General features: G+C 63.0%; 20 protein-coding genes. 12 read left to right on the forward strand and 8 right to left on the reverse strand.

Features of this window, described 5'->3' with window-relative positions; all coding sequences use genetic code 11:
• Positions 1-91: 91 nt before the first annotated feature.
• Positions 92-367 carry a hypothetical protein gene (locus ENE74_RS06920; protein WP_127690588.1) on the forward strand — a complete coding sequence of 92 codons (276 nt, stop codon included), beginning with the start codon at positions 92-94 and terminating at the stop codon, positions 365-367.
• A gap of 116 nt (positions 368-483) precedes the next feature.
• Here ENE74_RS06920 and ENE74_RS06925 read toward each other — a convergent pair whose 3' ends face one another.
• The 3 genes from ENE74_RS06925 to ENE74_RS06935 form a co-directional block, all read right to left on the reverse strand.
• Positions 484-732: a glycine zipper 2TM domain-containing protein gene (locus ENE74_RS06925; RefSeq protein WP_127690167.1), complete on the reverse strand. Its 249-nt coding sequence runs from the start codon at positions 730-732 to the stop codon at positions 484-486.
• A 765-nt stretch (positions 733-1,497) separates the two neighbouring features.
• The gene (locus ENE74_RS06930) at positions 1,498-1,923 is read right to left on the reverse strand and encodes a group I truncated hemoglobin (RefSeq protein WP_338142982.1); all 426 of its coding nucleotides are present in this window, start codon (positions 1,921-1,923) and stop codon (positions 1,498-1,500) included.
• 117 nt (positions 1,924-2,040) lie between these two features.
• Positions 2,041-2,919, reverse strand: coding sequence for a DUF3034 family protein (locus ENE74_RS06935; protein WP_127690169.1), 879 nt, complete (start codon positions 2,917-2,919; stop codon positions 2,041-2,043).
• 85 nt (positions 2,920-3,004) lie between these two features.
• Between ENE74_RS06935 and ENE74_RS06940 the strand changes: the two genes are divergently transcribed.
• The 8 genes from ENE74_RS06940 to ENE74_RS06975 all read left to right on the forward strand — a co-directional run bounded on the left by ENE74_RS06940 (position 3,005) and on the right by ENE74_RS06975 (position 11,447).
• The gene (locus ENE74_RS06940) at positions 3,005-3,619 is read left to right on the forward strand and encodes a cupredoxin domain-containing protein (protein WP_127690170.1); all 615 of its coding nucleotides are present in this window, start codon (positions 3,005-3,007) and stop codon (positions 3,617-3,619) included.
• Positions 3,620-3,621: 2 nt separating this feature from the next.
• Positions 3,622-5,955 carry a putative bifunctional diguanylate cyclase/phosphodiesterase gene (locus tag ENE74_RS06945; RefSeq protein WP_241241869.1) on the forward strand — a complete coding sequence of 778 codons (2,334 nt, stop codon included), beginning with the start codon at positions 3,622-3,624 and terminating at the stop codon, positions 5,953-5,955.
• Positions 5,956-6,091: 136 nt separating this feature from the next.
• Positions 6,092-6,553, forward strand: a complete 462-nt coding sequence (locus ENE74_RS06950) for a hypothetical protein (RefSeq protein ID WP_127690171.1) — start codon at positions 6,092-6,094, stop codon at positions 6,551-6,553.
• A gap of 213 nt (positions 6,554-6,766) precedes the next feature.
• On the forward strand, positions 6,767-7,354 hold the full coding sequence (gene betI / locus ENE74_RS06955) for a transcriptional regulator BetI (RefSeq protein ID WP_127690590.1): 588 nt from the start codon (positions 6,767-6,769) through the stop codon (positions 7,352-7,354).
• A 105-nt stretch (positions 7,355-7,459) separates the two neighbouring features.
• A complete protein-coding gene (gene ahpC, locus ENE74_RS06960) occupies positions 7,460-8,023 on the forward strand; it encodes an alkyl hydroperoxide reductase subunit C (RefSeq protein ID WP_127690172.1) in 564 nt (187 codons plus the stop codon).
• 107 nt (positions 8,024-8,130) lie between these two features.
• Positions 8,131-9,735 (forward strand): alkyl hydroperoxide reductase subunit F, encoded by a 1,605-nt coding sequence (ahpF, locus tag ENE74_RS06965; protein WP_127690173.1) that lies wholly within the window; start codon positions 8,131-8,133, stop codon positions 9,733-9,735.
• Between the two features lie 131 nt (positions 9,736-9,866).
• Positions 9,867-10,967, forward strand: a complete 1,101-nt coding sequence (locus ENE74_RS06970) for a histidine kinase dimerization/phosphoacceptor domain -containing protein (protein WP_127690174.1) — start codon at positions 9,867-9,869, stop codon at positions 10,965-10,967.
• 18 nt (positions 10,968-10,985) lie between these two features.
• Positions 10,986-11,447 carry a response regulator gene (locus tag ENE74_RS06975; protein WP_127690175.1) on the forward strand — a complete coding sequence of 154 codons (462 nt, stop codon included), beginning with the start codon at positions 10,986-10,988 and terminating at the stop codon, positions 11,445-11,447.
• 68 nt (positions 11,448-11,515) lie between these two features.
• Here ENE74_RS06975 and ENE74_RS06980 read toward each other — a convergent pair whose 3' ends face one another.
• The 5 genes from ENE74_RS06980 to ENE74_RS07000 are packed head-to-tail and all read right to left on the reverse strand — an operon-like array spanning position 11,516 to position 17,142.
• Positions 11,516-12,730, reverse strand: a complete 1,215-nt coding sequence (locus ENE74_RS06980) for a threonine ammonia-lyase (RefSeq protein WP_127690176.1) — start codon at positions 12,728-12,730, stop codon at positions 11,516-11,518.
• A gap of 26 nt (positions 12,731-12,756) precedes the next feature.
• Positions 12,757-13,521, reverse strand: coding sequence for an SDR family NAD(P)-dependent oxidoreductase (locus tag ENE74_RS06985; protein WP_206517679.1), 765 nt, complete (start codon positions 13,519-13,521; stop codon positions 12,757-12,759).
• Positions 13,522-13,530: 9 nt separating this feature from the next.
• Entirely contained in the window at positions 13,531-14,862 is a 1,332-nt protein-coding gene (gene hisD, locus ENE74_RS06990; RefSeq protein WP_127690178.1) for a histidinol dehydrogenase, read from the reverse strand.
• Between the two features lie 25 nt (positions 14,863-14,887).
• Complete coding sequence (locus tag ENE74_RS06995; protein WP_127690179.1) at positions 14,888-16,168, reverse strand: MFS transporter; 1,281 nt, start codon at positions 16,166-16,168, stop codon at positions 14,888-14,890.
• Complete coding sequence (locus ENE74_RS07000; protein ID WP_164847395.1) at positions 16,165-17,142, reverse strand: nuclear transport factor 2 family protein; 978 nt, start codon at positions 17,140-17,142, stop codon at positions 16,165-16,167. Before ENE74_RS07000 ends, ENE74_RS06995 begins: the two co-directional genes overlap by 4 nt.
• 107 nt (positions 17,143-17,249) lie before the next feature.
• On the opposite strand from ENE74_RS07000, the gene ENE74_RS07005 reads away from it, so the two are divergent.
• Genes ENE74_RS07005 through ENE74_RS07015 form a run of 3 tightly spaced genes read left to right on the forward strand, consistent with a single transcriptional unit; the run spans position 17,250 to position 20,172 of the window.
• Complete coding sequence (locus ENE74_RS07005; RefSeq protein WP_127690181.1) at positions 17,250-18,278, forward strand: cupin domain-containing protein; 1,029 nt, start codon at positions 17,250-17,252, stop codon at positions 18,276-18,278.
• Positions 18,275-19,348: an ester cyclase gene (locus tag ENE74_RS07010; RefSeq protein WP_127690182.1), complete on the forward strand. Its 1,074-nt coding sequence runs from the start codon at positions 18,275-18,277 to the stop codon at positions 19,346-19,348. The genes ENE74_RS07005 and ENE74_RS07010 overlap by 4 nt, the downstream gene beginning before the upstream one ends.
• A complete protein-coding gene (locus tag ENE74_RS07015; protein ID WP_127690183.1) occupies positions 19,348-20,172 on the forward strand; it encodes a nuclear transport factor 2 family protein in 825 nt (274 codons plus the stop codon). The genes ENE74_RS07010 and ENE74_RS07015 overlap by 1 nt, the downstream gene beginning before the upstream one ends.
• The last annotated feature ends 5 nt before the right edge of the window (positions 20,173-20,177 follow it).

Below are 20,177 nucleotides of genomic sequence, written 5' to 3' on the forward strand. Positions count from 1 at the left end.
ATGCTGCGCCGCAACATATAGCGGCTGCAACAGAACAGAATGATCGTAAAGAGGTGTTTGTCTGGCATTCACAAGGAGTAATCTGATGCGAATGCTGTCGAAAATCGTTCTCGCCGCCGCCGCTCTGTCGGCCGTCGCCCCTGCCATAGCCCAGGACGCCGCCAAGGAGCGTTTCGTTCACGAAGGCTATACCTATGTCTATCAGGTGAAGCCCACGAAGGATGGCAAGGTCATTTCCGGTACGCGCTATCCCGGTGCCACCGCTTTTCAGCTGAAGGTTGCGGGCGACAAGGTCAGCGGCATTTCGGGTGGCACGAAAGTGACGTTCAACGTCGCTGAAGCGAAGGGCGCGGCCGCCGCCAACTGATCGCGCTGCGCTCACGGTCGATACATGAAAAGAGCGGCTCCCGGTGCGGGTGCCGCTCTTTTTCGTTCCTGGCCGGGATGAGGGGGCGTCCCCTCAGCCGGTATCAGCGGCCTAAATCAGCGACAGCGACGCTTGCTGTCGATTTCCTTGCCGAGCAGCGCGCCGGCCGCGGCACCCAGGACCGTGCCCGTGGTGCGATCGCCGCGGGTGTCGATCGCGCGACCTGCCAAGGCCCCGCCGACGCCGCCGACGATCAGACCGGTGGTGCCGTTGCTCTTGCGGCAATAAGTGCGGCCATCCCGGCCACGCCATTCCTTGTAGCGATAGTCGCGACGCGCCTGCGCCTCATCCGTGGGAAGAACCATCGTCGCGGGAATGGCGACCGAGGCGGCGGCCAGTGCCTACATCATAGTACGCATATCTGTGCTCCTTGCTTATCGACCATCACGGCCTGATCTTAACTTCGGGCAATGAACCGCCGTAGGATGCACCAAGTTGCATGAACGTCATACAACAAGCTATAACACTGAAAATATTGTGATATTTTTTGAATTACGGTGGCCGATCGCAGGCTGTGGCGCTCCATGCAATCGAAAAAACCTCGCTCCATAGGGCCAGCGGAGTACAGCCGCAAATCTTATCCACAGTTATCCACAGCTTTCGGCAACCGACCGCGATGAATCCGCTTTCCACGACTCGGATTTGATGACAGCTTGATGACATCGGAAGACGAGACGGCAGCGGAGACATTCGCACCGCCGGAGGAAACGGGAAACCGGGACCGGAATCGACCGGGACGCTGCGAGAACGGATTGGCAGGACCGCAAGGACAAAGCCATCGGATCGAGTGGCGGGGCGGAAGGAAAGACAGGGTCAAGTGCGCGCGCAAGCGAACGCCGGGCCATGAACAGACCGGACGTCGGTATGGGGCGGATCGCGAGACCCGCAACCTGCCATGCGAGGCAGCGGCCGCAAGGCGGTATGTGCGCAATACGCAGAGGATGGCGGCAACCATCGCGAGATGGCGAAGCGCATGACTCAGCGGAAGTGGGGACCGGCAGCAATGCCGGTCCCCATTTTGCGTTAGGCGCTGTTTTTGCGATGGGCCTCTTGCCGGATGGACCTGCGGATCAGCGGTCCACGGTGTCCTTGCGCATCGGGGCCAGCTTCGCGAGGAACCGGTTTTGCGCCGGGAAGGAAACGCCTTCCTCCGCCATCGCCTTTTGCAGATTTTCAACGAGGCGGTTCATGTCGGCATGCTGGGTGCCCAGATCCTTGTGGGACGATCGCATGTCGCGGCCAGTATAGGCGCAACCTGCGTTCAATATGTAGCAGAATTGTTCGAACAGGGTGCGGCGCAGGCGTGCCTGATCGTGCCCCTGGAAAATCTCTCCGATCACCGGATCGGCAAAGTTGCGCGTGACGAAGCCATCGACGATCCGCCGAATGCCATCCTGCCCGTGAAAGGCGACGGCCATGGCCTCGCCCTTGAACGGAATTGCGCCGGCATTGGCGTTGTTGGCTACATAGGGATCGACGGCATCTTCACCGGGCATGGCATAAGGTGCTCCGGCGGGTGGCCTAGACGCGGTGGGGGGCGGGGTATCGGATGCTGTCTGAAGCAGAAGCAGGGGTAGGAAGGCGAGAAGGGGCATGATCGGGATTCCTGAACGTCAGAAGGCGGCCTGAAGCGAGAAGAGAACGCCACGCTGCTTGTCGATGGTCGCGATCGATCCAAGATCGGCATAAGCGACCGTCGCGGTCAGGTGACGATTGACGGCATAAGCGGCGAAGGCATCGAACCAGTCGTCTTCTTTCGCGACGCCCAGATTATTGGGCTTGGTGCGATATTCGCCGCCAATGGCCAGGCGGCGCGACAATTGCCAGGCCATCGACCCTTCGAACTGCACGCTGTAATCGTCGTTCCGGTCGCCGCCATAGCCCAGCAGGCCGTTCTGGTTTGCCTTCGTCAGACGCACCGTGGCGTTGACGAGAATGCTGCGGGAGAGGAACAGCTTGGTCGCCGACAGATAATAATCGATGCCGTCGTCGTCGGTCGCGCCGAGCAGGCGAACCACCGCATCGTTCCGGCTTTTCTTATATTGCACGCCGACTGCGATCGCAGGCATCAGCGGCGCATCATAGACCAGATCGCCCGCCAGCTTCACCTTTGCGCCGAAAATATCCTGGCCAAAGGCATAGTCGTTGCCCAGCCCCAAGGCGCCACCGATTTCGTTGGTATTGAAATCCTGCCGCGCGAAGGACAGCTCGACCCGGTCGAACAGGCCGACGCTGATGCCAGCACTTTGATAGTCGTAATCCTTCAGCTCGACGATGGTCGCGTGGGCGGACGCGCCGATCCCGTCGCGTGTCTCGTTCCCGGCGATGGTCGCCCAGGGTGTAAGGCCGCCGCCCGATGCGCCCTCGATCGAGGAGATGCCATTGGTGAGGAGCAGCTTTCCGCCGTTCCGCAAGGGTTCGGCGGCGGCGGGGGCGGTCGCAAGACCAAGCGCCGCCATGACCGGCGCAAGAGTGAGGCAGCGTGTCGTCATGTCCCGCTCTATGGCGCACCATGGTAAACATTCCGTTATTGTATCCATTAACGATAAATTGGCTTTTCGGTCCTAATCGGAGGAAATGCTAAAGTTATTTCTGCCCGCGCTGCCGCTGTTGATGGTGCCCTCCATCGCCCTGGCCGGCACTCTTGAGGTGCGGATCGTCGATGCGACGGGCAAGCCGGTGACCGATGCCGTCGTCACCGCAAAGCCCGCATCCGGCGTGGGCAGGGGACCCATCCGTTTCCCCTGGGGAACGACGATGACGCAGCAGAACATATCGTTCAATCCGCGCGTTCTGATCGTGCCGGTCGGTGCCACCGTGTCTTTCCCGAACAAGGACAAGGTGCGGCACCATGTCTATTCCTTCTCCAAGCCTGCCCGCTTCGAGCTGAAGCTGTTCAGCAGGGACGAGACGCGCAGCTACACCTTCACGTCGCCGGGCGCAGTGGCGCTGGGGTGCAACATCCACGACTCGATGAGCGGCTTCATCAAGGTCGTCGACACGCCCTTTGCCGCCAAGAGCAACGCAGCGGGGCAGGCGCAGATCGCCAACCTGCCCGCTGGCGCGGTGACGGTGACCGTCTGGCATCCCAATGTGCGCGGCAAGGACAATGAGCAGGTGCTTCAGGTGCCGATGACCGCCAGCGGTTCGGTCGATCGCGTCGTGAAGCTGAACCTGCGCGCCGGGGGCTGAGCATGGCAGCGGCTACGTCATCGCCTCGCACCTATCTGCCGCTGCTGGCGCAACGCGTGCGCGAAACGCTGTCGATCAAGATGACGCTGTTTTACGCGGGTCTGTTCACCGCCGTTCTGGCGTTGATCCTGCTGGGCGTGCAGGCGGGGATCGCGCGCTATGCCGAAGCGGCGATCAAGCGCGACATGGCCGTAGGCGTTGCGGTGTTCGATCGCATTACGCAGATGCGCTACGAACAGTTGCGCCAGAGCGGGCGCGTGCTCTCCGCCGACTTCGGCTTTCGTGCCGCCGCCGCCACCGGTGACGCGCCGACGATCGAATCGGCGCTCGACAGCCTGAAGCGTCGCCTTAATCTTTCGCAGGCCTTCATGGTCGGCGTCGATGGCAGCATTACGGGGCTGGATAGGCCGCTGTCGGAGGCCGAGAGCGATCGCCTTTATGCGGCGCTGGATGAAGGCGCAACGCAGGGCATCGCGCACTGGCAGGGGCGCAACCATAGTGTCGTGGCCGCTCCGATCGAAGCGCCCACGCTGATCGGCTGGGTCGTCTTCGCCAATAATTTCGATACGCCCCAGTTGCAGCAGATCGCGAAGCTGACCTCGGTCGATCTCAACCCGCGCATCATACCCTATGCCAAGCTGCGTGGCTTGCGACCGGACAAGGCAGGCGGCGAGGCTAGCATATGGTATCGCGGCGAGGAGCGCATCTTGCTCCAGGCGACACCGGTCCGCAATTTCGGATCGGGCGAGCAGCAGGCGCTGGTGCTCGAATATAGCCTCAGCAAGGCCATGGAAGGCTATATGCCGATATTGTGGACCTTGCTGATATTCGGCATCGGCGGGGGCATAGTGGTGGTCGTCGGCAGCGGATGGGTGGCGCGCAGCCTGACGCGCCCGATCGCGATACTGGATGCGGCAGCACAGAAGGTCAGCTCCGGCGAGCATGTGCAGGTCCCCGTGACGACCACCGACGAGCTGGGCCGCCTGGCCGCATCGTTCAACCAGATGGTCAACGACATCGGCGAACGCGAACGGCAAATCGCGCATCTGGCCTTCCACGATACGCTGACCGGGCTGGCGAACCGGGCGCTGCTGCGCGAGCATCTTTCCACCGCGCTCGCGCGGGTGAAGGGGGAGGGGACGCTGGCGATGCTGTGCCTCGATCTCGACAATTTCAAGGCCGTCAACGACACGCTGGGCCATCCTACCGGCGACGCGCTGCTATGCGAAGTGGCAGAGCGGCTCCGGGCAACGGTCGGCGACGGGTTCGTCGCGCGTTTAGGTGGTGACGAGTTCGCGCTGGTGACGACCGTCAACGACCGGGCGGTCGGCCGGCTCGCGAACGATATCATTGCCGCAATTGGCCGCCCTGCGATCGTCAACGGCCATCGCATCGTCATCAACACCAGCATCGGCATCGCGCTGGCGCCGCAGGATGGCAAGGATGCCGTCGAACTGCTGAAGAATGCCGATCTTGCGCTGTATCGGGCCAAGAATGAAGGCAAGGGCAGCTATCGCTTTTTCGAAAGCGCAATGGATGCCGAGGCGCAGGAACGCCGTCGCATCGAAATCGACCTGCACGACGCGCTGGCCAAGGGCGAGCTGGAGCTTTATTTTCAGCCGCTCTTCACCCTGTCGCAGAACCGGGTGACGGCTTTCGAGGCGCTGATGCGCTGGAACCATCCGACACGCGGGCTGGTGCCGCCGGTCAATTTCATTCCGCTGGCGGAGGACACCGGCCTTATCATCCCGATCGGCGAATGGGCCATCCGCGAAGCCTGCCGGATCGCCGCGCAATGGCCCGAACATATCCGCGTCGCCGTCAACATATCGCCCATCCAGTTCCGCAGCCCGGCACTGAACGGCATCATCCTCAATGCGCTGGCGGAAAGCCAGCTGGCACCCAACCGGCTGGAGCTGGAAATTACCGAAAGCCTGTTCATCGAGAATGTCGAGGCGACGCTGGCTTCGTTGCATAATTTGCGCGGGCTGGGGGTGCGCGTGGCGCTCGACGATTTCGGCACAGGCTATTCCTCGCTCAGTTATCTGCGCGCCTTCCCCTTCGACAAGATCAAGATCGACCGCAGCTTCATCGTCGACCTGCTGGCGCACGACGGCGCAACGGCGATCATCAAGTCGATCACCACATTGGCCGAGGCACTGGGCATGGAAACGACCGCCGAGGGCGTGGAGAACATCGACCAGCTCGACATATTGCGCGATCAGGGCTGCAACCAGATTCAGGGCTATTATTTCAGCAAGCCGCTGCCGCTGGGCGAAGTGAACAAGCTGCTGTTGGGGCTGGGCGAAGACGGACAGGCGCGGGTTGCGGCGTGATTTGGTCGTGAACCTGTAGATGACCGCTATTGGCTGAATGTCCGGATGGGGTGGGGAGCGGGCGGACTGGTTATGGGTGGGCATCCGCTAAAGCGGACGGTGTTGCTTCGCCTCGATACAGTGGGGATAAGGTCATATGGCACGACTCGTTATACTGTTCATCGCCGTTCTAGGAGCCTTGTCTGCTGAGGTGGCCATAGGCTGTAGCCCAACGAAGTTAACTCAGACGATATCGGACACGAAAGTAATGGCACGGAAGGCCTTCCAGTCAGCACAGACGATAGCTGATGTGGAGGTGATCGCCGTCGGGAACGATATAGAAAACAGTGCAGTTTTGAGGGCATTAAAGGTATGGAAGGGGATGCCTAAAAATACGTTCAATATCCAAGTCAGAACATCTTGCGACATTGGTTTCTGGCAGAAGGGCAACCGTTTGCGGTTGATCTTGATCGGTGGCCCCAAGCATTATTCAGCAAGCCAAATCAGTAATGGCGTGCTGACTGATGAAGGCGCAGTTTTCAACCGTGAGCTAGATCGGTTGATCGGGAGTAATCGGCCGCACGATTTTCGTCTGCCCAACATTATGTATGACCCCTAACGGCGATCCAAATTTTGCCTTCTAACGGCAACAAATGGTCGTCAGTCGTCAATCTGCTGTTGATGCGTCCACGGCCTCGCACTATCCTCGCGCAATCTCGTAAAATATCGGCATGGCGGCCCTTGCCACGCGAGGGACAGTCATTACTCTGCGAAGGCCCGCACTTCTGCGGGTGTCACGGGGGGTGACAGCCGTTTGAGCCGGGCCAGTTTCGTGCGTGAGGCCGCCGATGTGCGGCGCCAGAGCCTGATCGATGCGACGGCGCGCTGCCTGGCGGAGCGTGGCGCGACCGGCACTTCGGTACGGGCGATCTGCGCGCGGGCGGGCGTATCTTCGGGCCTCATCACCCATTATTTCGATGGTATCGACGCACTGATCGTTGCCACCTATCGCGATGTCGGGCGACGCGTTGCCGAGGCAAGCGCCCGCGCCGTCGCTGCGGCCGGCCGTGATCCGCGCAAAAGGCTCGAAGCCTATGTGCTGGCGAATTTTGTGCCGCCGGTCCTCGATCCTGATCTGCTCGCCACCTGGGTCGCGTTCTGGAGCCTTATCAAGGGGCGGGCCGATATGGCGCAGGCCCATGCCGAGCTCTATGCCGACTATCGGGCGGAAATGGCCAAGCTCATCAGCGCCTGCGCGCCGCATGGTTCGGCCGAACAGGTGCGGCTGGCGGCGATCGGGATTGCCGCACTGGTGGACGGGCTGTGGCTTGAATTATGCCTCGATCCGACCACCTTTAGCGCGGAGGAAGCGCGCAGCATGACCCGGCAGTGGATCGGCCACTGGGTAGATGGCGTTTAATCGTCTAACTCGATCAGTCGGGGCTAAAAAAGCAATTTCTCCAATCGACCACTTTGCCCTATATGGGCATCGTTATCTGAACCCATCCACAGAATTGGAGACATCATGGCGATTATTGGCAGCGAACTGAAACCCTTTACGGCCACTGCGTACAAGGAAGGCAAGTTCGTCGACGTCACCGATGCCGACGTACGGGGAAAATGGGCTGTTTTCTTCTTCTATCCGGCGGATTTCACTTTCGTGTGCCCGACCGAGCTGGAAGATCTGGCCGATATCTACCCGACCCTGCAGGGCATGGGCGTGGAAGTCTATTCCGTGTCGACCGATACGCATTTCAGCCACAAGGCATGGCATGACACGTCGCCGGCGATCGGCAAGATCAACTATTACATGCTGGGCGACCAGAACCACGACATCAGCAACAATTTCGGCGTCCTGCGCGAAGGCGTCGGCCTCGCTGACCGTGCGACGTTCGTGATCGACCCGGAAGGCAAGATTCAGCTCGTCGAAATCACGCCCGAAGGTGTTGGTCGCAACGCTGCTGAACTGCTGCGCAAGATCAAGGCTGCGCAATACTGGCAGAGCCATCCGGGCGAAGTGTGCCCCGCTAAGTGGGAAGAAGGCGAAACCACATTGGCGCCGTCCTTCGACCTGGTTGGCAAGATCTAAGCAATCCGAACCCCCCGTGGGTCGCGAAGCATCCCGGAGACGTGCCGTCTGGCGCGGCTCCGGGGTGTAGCCCCGCGCCCGCAAACGAACCTAATGGAGTTTCCGCCATGTTGGACGCCAATGTCAAAGCCCAGTTGAAGGGCTATCTTGTGAACATCACGCAGCCCATCGAGCTGGTGGCGTCGCTGGACGACGGCGCCAAATCGCGGGAAATGCTGGGGCTGCTGGAAGACATCGTCAGCCTAACCGACAAGGCGACGCTGATCCGCAAGGACGACGACAAGCGCAAGCCGAGCTTCATGATCCGCCGTGCGGGCACCGACATCGGGGTACGCTTTGCTGGCCTGCCCATGGGGCATGAGTTCACGTCGCTTGTCCTCGCGCTGTTGCAGGTCGGTGGACACCCATCGAAAGCCGCGCAGGATCTGATCGAGCAGGTGAAAAACCTGGATGGCGACTATGCGTTTGAAACCTATTTCTCGCTGTCGTGCCAGAACTGCCCGGATGTGGTGCAGGCGCTCAATCTGATGGCGGTGCTCAATCCCCGGATCAGCCATACGGCGATCGACGGTGCGCTGTTCCAGGAGGAAGTTGACGCGCGCAAGGTAATGGCCGTGCCGACCATATTCCTGAACGGCGACGTGTTCGGTCAGGGCCGTATGGAGCTGGAGCAGATAGTGGCGAAGCTGGACAGCGGCGCCGTGGCCCGCGCCGCGGAAAAGATCGCGCAAAAGGAGGCTTTCGACGTGCTGGTGATCGGCGGTGGTCCCGCCGGTGCGGCATCGGCCATCTATGCCGCGCGCAAGGGCATCCGCACGGGCATCGTCGCGGAACGCTTCGGCGGTCAGGTCATGGACACAATGGGAATCGAGAACTTCATTTCGGTGAGCCACACCGAAGGGCCGAAACTCGTCGCCCAGCTGGAGCAGCATGTGAAGGACTATGACGTTGATATCATGAACCTGCAGCGTGCCGAAAAGCTGATTCCGGCGGCGACCGAAGGCGGCCTGCACGAAGTGGTGCTGGCGAGCGGCGCGTCGCTGAAGGCGCGTTCCGTCATCCTTTCGACCGGCGCGCGCTGGCGGCAGATGAACGTGCCGGGCGAGGACGAATATCGCAACAAGGGCGTCGCCTACTGCCCGCATTGCGACGGCCCGCTGTTCAAGGGCAAGGACGTGGCGGTGATCGGCGGCGGCAACAGTGGCGTGGAGGCCGCGATCGACCTTGCGGGGATCGTCGCCCATGTCACGCTGATCGAATATGACAGCCAGTTGCGCGCCGATGCGGTGTTGCAGCGCAAGCTTGCCAGCCTGCCCAATGTCCGCGTGATTACATCCGCGCTGACGACCGAAGTGCTGGGCGACGGTGGCAAGGTGATCGGGCTGACATACAAGGACCGCAACAGCGACACGTCCCATGTCATCGATTTGCAGGGTATTTTCGTGCAGATCGGCCTGGTGCCCAACACCGAGTTCCTGACGGAGGCAGTGGCGCTTTCACCGCGGGGTGAAATTGAAGTCGATCATCGCGGCGGCACGTCGGTGCCCGGCGTTTTTGCTGCGGGTGACGCGACCACGACACCCTTCAAGCAGATCATCATCGCGATGGGTGAAGGCTCAAAGGCGGCATTGTCGGCATTCGACTATCTGATCCGCCTGGCACCGGCCGATGCCGCGCCGCAGGAAGCGCAGGCTACGGCGCAAGCCGCCTGATCGGCACCATTGGTACATTATCCAGGACAATGGCCCCGCAGTCCGCAAGGAACCTTCGGGGCCATTGGCGCGCTTTACCCATGTTAGTTCAAGCCGGAGCAAGCCTGCTCCCCAGCTGAGCGGAGCCTGGAATGAAGCAACGAGACGACTGGCATCTTACGGAACGTGTCATGCATGAACATGGTCGGGGCGATCCCTTCGCCGCCGCTATCCGTGGCACGCGCATGCCGATGGTGATTACGGATCCGCGCAAGGAAGACAATCCGATCGTCTTTGCGAACGAGGCGTTCCAGCGGCTGACCGGCTATGACATCGACGAGATCATCGGACGCAATTGCCGCTTCCTGCAGGGGCCCCAAAGCGACCCTGTCGCCATAGCGCGTATTCGCGAGGCGCTGGCGGCCGAAGAGCCGATCAGCATCGATCTGCTCAATCATCGCAAGGATGGCAGCGTCTTCTGGAACGCCCTGTATATAAGCCCAGTGCGCGGCGAGGACGGGAGCGTCCAGTTTTTCTTCGCTTCGCAGCTTGACGTTACCGACCGGGTGACGGCGCAGCAACAGATTGCGGACCAGAAGGCGCAGGTCGAGGAACAGGTGCGGCTGCGCACCGCGGATCTGGAGGCGGCGCTGGAGGAAAAGACGCTGCTGCTGCATGAAGTCGATCACCGGGTGAAGAACAACCTGACGATGATCGGCGCGCTGCTGCGGCTTCAATCGCGCACGCTGGGCGATCCGCAATTGCAGCGCACGCTCGAAAACATGCTGGAGCGGATCGACGCGCTGGCGGTGGTGCATCGTCGGCTCTATCAGTCCGATGACATCACCCGGTTCGACATCGGCGCTTTCGCCGTCAATCTCGCGCAGGACGTGCTGGCCTCGACGGGGCGGCGCGATATCGTCCTGATGCACGATGTCGATACTGTGTTTATCCCGGCCAGCAAGGCGTCCGCCACGGGGCTGATCCTCAATGAATTGATCACCAATGCCGTGAAGCACGCCTTTGCCGACGGGCGACCAGGCACGCTGACCCTGCGGGTCAGGCAGGATACCGACCAGATTGCAATTGCGCTGTGCGACGATGGCCCCGGCTTCGATCCGGCCGTTGCGCGCCCGATGTCGATCGGCACATCGCTGGTGCAGCGTCTGTCGCGTCAGATCAAGGCGCAGACCGTCTGGCGCAGCGGCGCGGACGGCACCTGCGCGACCGTTACGTTCCCTGCAACATCGTAGCTTTTTTAGGATTTCCCAATGCCGCCCTGCGCCCCGCCGCTCAACGTCCTGATCGTGGAGGATGAAGCATTGCTGGCGATGGACATCGAAGCGATGATCCTGGATTCGGGGCATAATGTGGTGGGGGAGGCATCGTCTCTCCGCGAAGTGATGGCGCTGCCAACGGATCGCCAGCCGCATATCGCCTTCGTCGATATCCAGCTTGACGAAGGGTCGAGCGGTCTCGACGTGTGCGCGCATATCCGTCGCCAATGGGTGGATACCGCCGTCATTTTCCTGACCGCCAATCCGAAGAAAATCCCCGTCGATTTCTGCGGCGCTTATGGTGTCATTCCCAAGCCGTTCAGCCGGTCGGGGCTGATGTCGGCCATGCGCTACATTCAGGAGGGGGTGTGCGACCCGCCGCCGGTTTCGCCGCAACCCTCCAGCTTTCTCCCGGCACCCGACACAGCGCAAAAGTGGCTGCCTCGCCCGGCGTAAATGGCGGCATGCGCGGGTGGTTCATGCGACATCCGCGACCCTGAGAAGGATAGTGTCGGTGCGCGCGATTATCGTCGGGCATCCATCAGTTCGGCGGGAAAGCCGTGCGCTGTCAGTGCCGCCAATATGTCATCCACCTGCGCGGCATCGGTCAATTCCAGGCTGAAATCGATGCTGGCGGCGCGTGCGGTGGCATGGCCGAACACCCGATCATGGCTGACGTCAAGAATGTTGCCGCCATTGTCGCCGATCAGGGTCGCGATGCGGCCGAGCGGTCCGGCATTATCGAGCGCGGTGACGCGCAGGCGGACAAGCTGGCCCGCGCGCGCGATATGCCGTTGAAGCACCGCGATCAGAACGCGGCTGTCGATGTTGCCGCCGCAGAGGATAAGGCCGACGCGCCGCCCGCGGAACCGATCCGGCTGGGCGAGCAAGGCGGCGAGGCCTGCGGCACCGGCCCCTTCGCACAATGTCTTTTCGATCTGGAGCAGCAATGCGATGGCATCCTCGATCGCCGATTCAGATACGACGATCATGTCGTCGATCACGGCGCGCGCCTGTTCCAGCGTCAGTGCGCCGGGGCGGGCCACGGCTATGCCTTCCGCAACGGAGGTCCCGCCGGGAATATCCGGGGCGGCTTTGCCAAGCGCGGCGGCCATCGACGGGTAAAGCTCACTCTGGACGCCGATGAGTTCGATCGGCCGATCCTGCGCGGCCAGCACCGCGCCAACACCGCCGATCAGCCCGCCGCCGCCCACGGCGACGATCATGGTGTCGAGGTCCGGTCCCTGTTCCATCATCTCCAGAGCCACGGTGCCCTGCCCGGCCATCACCGCCGGATTATCGAAGGGATGGACGAAGGTCATGCCCCTCGCGACGAAATCTGGCACGGCCTGCGATGCTTCGGCGAAGCTGTTGCCGTGCAGGACAACCGTCGCGCCGAACCCCTCCGTCCGGCTGACCTTCACCCGTGGCGTGCCGTTGGGCATGATGATCGTCGCGGGAATGCCGAGGCGGCGGGCATGATAGGCGATGCCCTGCGCGTGATTGCCCGCCGAAACCCCCACGACACCCCGCGCCCGCGCGGCTGCATCCAGCGTCAGCAGGCAGTTGAGCGCCCCGCGTTCCTTGAAGGAAGCGGTAAATTGTAGATTTTCGAACTTCAGCCAGACATCCGCGCCGGTCAGTTGCGAAAGCGTCTGCGAATGCAGGAACGGCGTACGCTCGACGGCCGAACCGATGCGGGCCGCAGCCGCGCGGACGTCTTCAATCGTTACAATCATGGCCTTGTCCGCCCTGGATGAAGGAATCAGTCGGCGGTCCAGCCGCCATCGACGACCAGCGACGTTCCTGTCACCAGTGCCGCAGCATCGGACGCCAGAAACAGGATCGCGCCCATCAAGTCCTCGACCTGGCCGATCCGGCCAAGCTTGATTTTGGAGAGCACATCCGCCCGGAAAACCGCGTCTTCGAAAAAAGGCGCGGTAAGCGGTGTTTCGATGAAGGTCGGAGCAATGGTGTTCGAGCGGATACCGTGCTTCGCCAGGTCGAGCGCGAACGCCTTGTTCATGCCCTCCAATGCCCATTTGGATGCGCAATAGAGCGAGCGGTTGGGACCGCCGACATGCCCCATCTGCGATCCCATGTGAATGAGGCTGCCTGACACCTGGTCCGCCAGCATCTGCCTGACGCAATGCTGGGCCACGAAGAAGGCGCTTTTGAGGTTGAGATCGAGGACGGCATCGAAATCGGCCTCGGTCACATCCTGCATCGGCTTGGGTCGGTTGGTCCCGGCGTTGTTCACCAGAATGTGAAACGCCGGGCGGTTGGCGAAAAAGCGGGCGACGGCATCAAGATCGGACACGTCGAGCGTGATCGCCTGTGCCACGCCGCCGCTTTCGCCGATGGCCTGCGCCGCCATCTCGATTTCCGCCGCCGTGCGCGCCAGCAGCGTAACCGCTGCCCCCGCCTGTGCAAGGGCCGCCGCTGCCGCCAGGCCGATCCCGCGCCCCGCCCCGGTAACGACGGCGCGCCTGCCATCGAGCCGGAAGCCGGGCGTGCGGGGAAGCGCCAGTGCCATGGCTTATTCCGCCGCGACGATCAGCGGCTCGGCGCGACCGGCATAGGGTACATCGCGTCCGCCATAGCGCCGCACGCGGATGTTCGCCTGCTCACCATGCCCGGCGAAGCCCTCCAGCGCGCACAGGCGGCTGCAATATTCGCCGATCATCGCGCTCGCTTCATCCGTGAGTACCCGCTGATAGGTGCAGGTCTTGATGAACTTGCCGACCCAAAGCCCGCCGGTGTAGCGCGCCGCTTTTTTCGTGGGCAAGGTGTGGTTGGTGCCGATTACCTTGTCGCCATAGCTGACATTGGTGCGCGCGCCCAGAAACAGGGCGCCGTAATTGGTCATGTGCTTCAGGAAATAATCGGGATCGCGCGTCATCACCTGCACATGTTCCGACGCGATTTCGTCGGCAATGCGGACCATTTCGGCATCGTCTTCCGCCACGATCACCTCGCCATAGGTTTCCCATGCCTTGCGCGCATAATCGGCGGTGGGCAGGATGGTCAGCAGGCGTTCGACTTCGCGCATCGTTTCTTCGGCCAGCGCGCGGCTGGTGGTCAGCAGCACGGCCGGGCTGTCCGGCCCGTGCTCCGCCTGCCCCAGAAGGTCGGTCGCGGCCAGTTCACCATCGCATCCGATCTCGTCGGCGATCACGAGAGTCTCGGTGGGGCCGGCGAACAGGTCGATACCTACGCGACCGTAAAGCTGTCGCTTGGCCTCCGCGACGAAGGCGTTGCCGGGACCTACCAATATGTCGACCGGGCTGATCGTTTCCGTGCCGAGGGCCATCGCGCCGACGGCCTGGATTCCGCCCAAAGCATAGATTTCGTCGGCGCCCGCCATGACTTGCGCGGCGACGATCGCAGGCGCGGGCTTGCCCTGGAACGGTGGGGCGCAGGTGATGACGCGCGGTACGCCCGCGACCTTCGCGGTGATGACGCTCATATGGGCGGAGGCAAGCAGCGGATATTTGCCGCCCGGCACGTAACAGCCCGCCGAATTGAGGGGAATGTTGCGGTGGCCCAGCACCACGCCCGGCAAGGTTTCGACTTCGACATCCTGCATGCTGGCGCGCTGGATCTGCGCGAAATTGCGCACCTGTGTCTGCGCGAACTCGATATCCTTCAGGTCCTGGCCGCTTAGCTGGTCAAGGCAATCCTGTTTCTCCTGCGCGGTCAGCACATAGCTTTCGCGGTCCCAGCCGTCGAACTTGATCGAAAGATCGCGGACCGCGGCGTCGCCGCGCGCCTCGATGTCGGCCAGCGTCGCTTCCACGATATCGCGGACCTTGCGGTCGGCGTCGGCCTTTGCCTGTGCGGTTGCGCCGCGCTTCAGATACTCTGCCATCGGACACTCTCCATAAATGTGAAGGTCATGCTGCGCGCGCGGGGCGACGCAGTGTTTCGGGAATGCGCGACCAGACGAGCGCCGCCAGGAGGAAGCACAGGCTGGCCACGGTCATGGTCACGGCAAGGCCGAACCGTTCGGCTATGCCTGCCGTGATGATCGGCGCGAAAAAGCTGATGACGCGGCCCCAGTTGAAAATCGAGGCAGCGGTGGAGCGCAGATGCGGCGGATAGAGCTCGGCAAGCCATGGACCCCAGACGACGCTGGACGATATCGCAAAGCCATACATGAACCCGACGGCCGAAAGGCCCATGAGACCTGCCGGAAGCCCAAGGAAAACAACGATGAGGATGGCGGCGGCGACAAAGCCGAAAGCGCCGATTTTCCGCCCGTAACGATCCGCGAACCAGCCCCAGGCAAAGCCGCCGACGCAACTGCCCCAGAACAGCGCCGATACCACCGTGCCGATCGCCGCCCCGTCAAGGCCGCGCACCTGCTTGAGATAGGTCGTCATCCAGCCCGAAAAGGCCTGATAGGCGAAGAAGTTGAGCCCGCACATCAGCACCAGCAGCAAGGTCTGGCGACGGACATGGCTCTGGAACAGCTCGGCGATCGGCAGGCGCGATATCGCCTTCGCGGGCCGCTCGCCGCCATGGGGAATGACCTTGCGATCATCCGGCATCACCAGCAGTGCGAAGGGCGCGAGCACGACCGGCACAACACCGATGTACAGCAGCAGGCGCCAGTCGATGTCGAGCGCCAGAGCGGCGGCGGTGCCCAGCAGCGCGACGGAGGCGTTGTACACGCCCAGCGCCACACCGGCGAGCCGCCCGCGCACCGCCGGGGGAAACAGGGTCACGTAAATGCCGACTGTGATCGGATACATCGTGCCCATGAAATAGCCGAGCAGGAGGCGCTGCAGGAGTACCTGCCAGTAGCTCGCGACGATGATGCCGGAAAGCAGCAGCAGGCCGAAGCTTGCCATCACCACCACCAACGCATTGCGGCGGCCGAACCGATCGGCAAGCTGACCGTTGATGACGGCACCCATCAGCGCGCCCAGTGCCTGCGCACTGTACAGCGTGCCGGCTTCCGTCAGCGACAGGCCCAGGCTTTCGGCGATATAGGGCCGTAGCACGTCGACCGTGTTCCACGACCAGGCATAGCAGAAATAGGCCGACAGCAGGAAGGCGAAGGCGACGATCCGGCGCGACAGGGGAATGGCCTCCGCCCGTCGCCAGCCGGCATCGTCAACCGCCGCCACCGCAGGCGCGCTGGCGGCGTCCGTCGGCAAGACAACCGTCATGGCCGCAACGCCACGGGAGACAGCTCCCGCATGCGGGCGAACAGATCGACGCCCATCTGCAACAGCAGTTCGGGAATATCGATGAACACCCAGTTTTCGGCGAGCAGGTCGCCATCGCGCCGCCAGAAGTCCATGATCCGCATCGTCACCGGCAGATTGGTCGGCGGCAGGCCGAGCCAGCCGCCGCCCGTGTGCGTCGCGCGTACGCTCGGCCAGCCGGTCGAGGCGACATAGCTGCGCTCGCCGATACGGCATTTATGGTCGCCGCCTTTCCGATCGGGAAACGCCGTCAGGAACGGTCCCTGATGGCCACGCTCATAGTCGGCATGGCCGCAGAAGCTGCCGATCGGTGCGGGGCCATACCACCAGAAATCGCGGGTCCAGAAATCGACCATCCGCATGCTGGTGAGCGACTGACCGTCGTAGCGCATCAGGCCTGCGATCATCGCCTCGACGAGATCGAGACTTTTGCGGCCTTCGGCGTCGGTCGCGGGTTCGTGCACGACGCCATCATGTGTCTGCGGCCCCGGCGGCACCAGAAATGCCCCCAGCGGCCGCGCCATCGGCCAGACGCCAGCCTGCATCATCAGGCCGGGCAGATCCAGGATGAGATAGGTTTCGACCATCCTGCCGTCGATCCAGCGGTCGAACCGGCCATAACGCAGAAAGGCGACATGGCCCGTCGCCGGTATGCCCCACAGCGGTGCAGCGAAAATGCCCGCAACATGGCCGGTGCTGGCCGTCCACGCGCCGTTCGCCCATTGGCCGGAAAGGAGGATGTCGACCCGATCCTGGGCATGGGGGAAGCTTTCGAGCAGCGGCCCGAGCAAGGCATCCGCAAAAGCGCCTTCGCCCTCGACGCGGTTCAGCGGATGCGGGCCGTTCAGCACATAATCGGCTGCGACTCTGCCCGCTGCACCCTTGCGTCCTGCCGCATCCATGCCGGTTTCCAGCCGCCGCATCTTGATATCCATGCCGAATACTCTCATTCCCGGAACGCCCTCGCCATTTATATTGACTTCGAATGCAACGAACGGCAAGCTAGAAATATGCAGAACAGATATAACAGGATTTTCGGCAGATGACGGCGGCGGATGTGAAGACGGGAGAAGGCACGCAAACCGGCCTGAATGAACGGATCGTGCGCTATCGGGATCTGGTTCCCTGCCGCAACGCCTTCATCGATACACGCACCCCCGGATCGCAGGAAAAGGAAAACTTCACGATCATCGGGCCGGGCGTTTCGGAAAATCCCGAACAATATGTGCATATCGCCGAGCCCCATGGCTTCAACATCGGCGGCGCGCGGCAACCCCCCCATTGCGTCAATTCGCAGCACAGCCACGATACGGCGGAAACCTTCGTGGTGCACAGCGGTCGCTGGCGGTTCGATTTCGGGGAAGAGGGCACCGATGCGCAGGTTGAAGCCGGACCCGGCGATATCGTCTCCTTTCCGACGCAGGCGTTCCGCGGCTTCGTCAATATCGGCACCGACACCGGCTTTTTATGGTCGGTGCTGGGCGGCGACGATCCGGGGCGCGTCCTTTGGGCGCCGAAAGTGTTCGCGCTGGCGCGGGATTATGGCCTGATGCTGATGGAAAACGGCGCATTGGTCGATACCGCCAGGGGCGACCGGCCGCCCGAAGGCATCCGGCCGATGACGCCGACCAGTGCGGCAGACGTGGCACGCCTGTCCCGGATAAGCCAGAACGTTGCCAACGGGCTGGTGGTGCGGGCAGAGGCGCAAGGCGTCTCCGGCCAAGGCTGGGGGCAATTGCCGGGTGTCGCCGAATTGGCGATCATCGGCGCGGCGTCCCCGGACGAAAATCTGCCCGCAGGTGCCTTTGCCTGGCCGCACGGTTTTTCGGTGCGCAAGCTGACGCTGCAACAGGGCGCGGCGATCCCCGATCATCGCCGGGCGGCCGCCGAAGTGCTGTTCGTGCATGCCGGGGCGCTGGAGATCGTGGTGGATGGCGCGGCGGCGCGGCTCGATCCGGGTGATACCATCACCATTCCCGTCGGCGCACGGCGCGCCTATGGCAGTGCGGAAGGCGCGACGGTCTTTGTCGTGCATGGTGGCGACAGGGCGGTGCCGGTGGAGAACGCATGACTATTCCGGGCGTGGCGGGGCGCGACATTGCGGATATGATGGCGCCCCAGGGCGCCCGGCGTCAGGCGCTGCCCGGCTATGATGCCGACTATGCCGACATCGTCGATTACATCATCCGCTGTACCCACCGCATCTGGGAGCAAAAGGACATCGGCCTGATCGAGACGCATTATTCCGACGATTGCCTGATGCACCTGATGACCGGGCCGATCGAAGGCGCGGCGGGAGTCGTCGCCAACACCATCCGTACGCTGGCGGCCTTTCCCGACCGGACGTTGATGGGGGAGGCCGTCATCTGGTCGCCGGAAGCCGATGGCGCCTATCTGTCATCGCACCGCATCACCAGCAGCGGCACCAATCTGGGCGCGTCGGATTTCGGCCCTGCGACCGGCCGCCGCGTGCAGTTCACGACGATCGCGGACTGTCTGTGCCGGGAAAACCGCATCGTCGAGGAATGGCTGGTGCGCGACAATAGCGCGCTGACGCTGGCGCTTGGCCTTTCGCCGCGTGCCGTGGCGCGGGCCCATGCGAAGGCCGACCGGGCGCAGAATGACGGGCAATCGGGGGACGCTGCCCCCTGGCGCGCGGCGGCGATGGACAGGATCCGCAGCCTGAACCCGACGCCCTTTCCCGACACCGCCATGCCGACGCCCGCCGATGCGACGGCCTTTGCGCATGCGGTCGTCGACCAGATTTGGAACCACCGCCGGTTTGCGAAGATACGTGACGTTTATTCCCCCGCTGCGCACGCCGCGATGCCGGGCGGTCGGCGTCTGTTCGGCCATGGCGAAATCACCGGATGGATGACCGCGCTGATCGGCAGCTTCGGTGACGCGCGGTTTGTGGCGGATCATGTCGCAAGCGTGGAGGACGATGCGGGATGCGACATCGCGCTGCGCTGGACGATGGCGGGCACCCACGATGGCACGGCGCTGTACGGCGCGCCAACGGGACGGGCGATATATATATTGGCCGTGACGCACTGGCGCGTGGAGGCGGGCAGGATCATCGACGAAGTGACGGTGTTCGATGAAGTCGCGCTGCTGCGCCAGATCGAAGGCGGGCTGTGATGCGGCTGGCCGATATCGAGATCGCGCTGCGCGAACGCCGCGACTTTTCGGTGCTGGAACATGCCTGCCTGCACCGGGCCAGCCTGGAAGACGGCATGGGCATCGTGCGGGGACGGGATCGTGTGCGCGATGCGATCATCGCGACGCGCGCCGACGAGACGGACGGCCCGGTGCGGATCGTGCATGACCTGGGCGACATGATCGTGTTCGAAACGGCGCAGGGCTGGCGGGGGCATCGCTGGGCAGCGCGGGAAGGCGACCGGATAAAGGCGTTGACCAGCATCGATGACGGCACGGCACGATGCCGGGCCATCGGCGCCGATCCGGTGGCGACGGCGCGGCATCTGGGCGAAAGCCATCCGCTGCATGCGCCGCTGGGCGAACTGCGCCCCGGCATCGGGCAGATGGCGACACCGGAAACGCCCGACCTGCCGCCGCATTTCCCCGATGCCGCAGTGCCGCAGGCGACGGCGCTGCACAGGCTGTGGAACGCCCGCGCGCTCGACCGGATCGCCGCCCCCTGGCATGGGCCGCAGGATGCGGACGGTGATGGCGTCGGCTTCGTGCTCGGGCTGATCCGTGCCTTGCCCGATGCGGTTCTGCTGATCGAGCGGGGCCTGGTTACGGGCGACGGGACGGTGGCCCTGTTGTGGCGGCTGATCGGCCATCACCTTGGCGACTGTCTGTGGGCGAACGCAAGCGGCACCCGTATCCGCGCGATCGGCAGCAGCGTCTTTCCACCGAAAGGCGGCGAGGAAATGATGATCGACATGCTGCATGTGCAGGCGACGGCATTCCGCCCGGCAATCGATTATACCTGCTGAGGGTG

The organism is Sphingobium algorifonticola (assembly GCF_004005485.1).
Classification (GTDB): domain Bacteria; phylum Pseudomonadota; class Alphaproteobacteria; order Sphingomonadales; family Sphingomonadaceae; genus Sphingobium; species Sphingobium algorifonticola.